This window comes from Streptomyces phytophilus (genome assembly GCF_013870535.1).
Taxonomy (GTDB): domain Bacteria; phylum Actinomycetota; class Actinomycetes; order Streptomycetales; family Streptomycetaceae; genus Streptomyces; species Streptomyces phytophilus.
This window is the reverse complement of sequence record NZ_JACBXC010001509.1, coordinates 1-1,302: the sequence shown is the minus strand read 5'-3', so window position 1 is coordinate 1,302 and position 1,302 is coordinate 1. Positions and strand designations below refer to the sequence as shown.

The following is a 1,302-nucleotide window of genomic DNA, read 5'->3' as shown; positions in this document are numbered from 1 at the left end:
CACCCGCTCCGCCAGCTCCGCCGCCGCCTTGTTCGTGAACGTCAGCCCCAGCACCTGCTCCGGCGCCACCTGCCCCGTACCGACCAGCCACACCACCCGGGCCGCCATCACCGTCGTCTTGCCGGACCCGGCCCCCGCCACGATGACCTGCGGGGCGGGCGGTGCGGTGATGCACGCCGTCTGCTCCGCGGTGAAGGGGATCCCGAGGAGCTCCTTGAGCTGGTCGGGGTGGGTGATACGGGCCGGCATTCCAGCGAGCGTAGCGGCGCCCGCCGACAGCCGGGGTCGCGCGGCTGCCGGCGGGCGCAAGGGACGGGGGCTGTGCTACGGGGCGTAAGCGCCCGGTGCCATCCGGGAGTTCAGCCGCCCAGCTCGTTCAGGTCGACGGCGTCGGTGGGCGCGGTGACGTCGACCTTCTCGTTGAACTCCGTGAACTCGGCCGAGCCGGGCTCGTCCCCGCCCTCGATCTCCATCTTGAGGATGTACGGCTCGCCCTCGGTGGCGATGTGCACCGTCGTGGTCTCGCCGTCGTCCTTCGTGATGAGCGTGATGGTCGGGGTGCCCTGCACCTCGCCCTCGTCGCCCTTCTCGGTGTTGTCCTTCTTGTCGCCCTTGTCCTCGTCCAGGCCCTTGAGGACCGTGTCGAGGTCGCAGAAGGCGCCGAAGTCGTCCTGCCCGCTGCTGCCCGTCTCCACCCAGCGGTCGCCCACGGTCGCCGCGATGAGCTGCGCCTGCTCCGGGCTGCCGGCGTTCTGCTCCCAGAACTTCGTGTCCGGCTTCATGTACGACTGGCCGTCGACGCGCAGGACCTCGGCGGTGGCGCCGTTCAGGCCGATGGTGCCCTCGCACTCACCGCCCTTGGTGAGCGCCAGCTTCATGGTCGTCTGCTGGGTGCCGGTCTGCTTGAAGTCCAGCGTCATCGACTTGGCGGAGCGCATGGCGTCCACCGTCTCGTCCTGGATCTCCTCGGCGGACTTGCCCGCGAGACCGCTGTCCTCGCTGCCGCACGCCGACAGGGCCGTCACGCCCAGGGCCGACACCAGCGCCGCCGCCACCACGCTCTTCCGCACAGTCAATCCTTACTTGTTGCTTACGCCTGACCGATTGGTCATACGACCACATAGAAGCCCGCGGTGTCACACCGGGTCTCACAGTGTGGTCTCACTCCACGACGTGCCGGCCCTCCGGGCGTGCGCTGCACGAGTTGCGGAAGGAGCACTGCGCGCAGTGGTCGCCGGGCGTCGGCCCGAAGCGCTCGTCCAGTACCCGGGCGGCGGCGGTGGCCAGCAACCGGGGCACCCA

At 70.0% G+C, this 1,302-nt stretch carries 2 protein-coding genes; both read right to left on the bottom strand.

The window, feature by feature from the left end:
- On the bottom strand, positions 1-249 hold a 249-nt coding region (locus H5J30_RS33805), incomplete at its 3' end, for a UvrD-helicase domain-containing protein (protein WP_181791604.1).
- A 110-nt stretch (positions 250-359) separates the two neighbouring features.
- Positions 360-1,070 carry a hypothetical protein gene (locus tag H5J30_RS33800; protein WP_181791602.1) on the bottom strand — a complete coding sequence of 237 codons (711 nt, stop codon included), beginning with the start codon at positions 1,068-1,070 and terminating at the stop codon, positions 360-362.
- Positions 1,071-1,302: the final 232 nt, after the last annotated feature.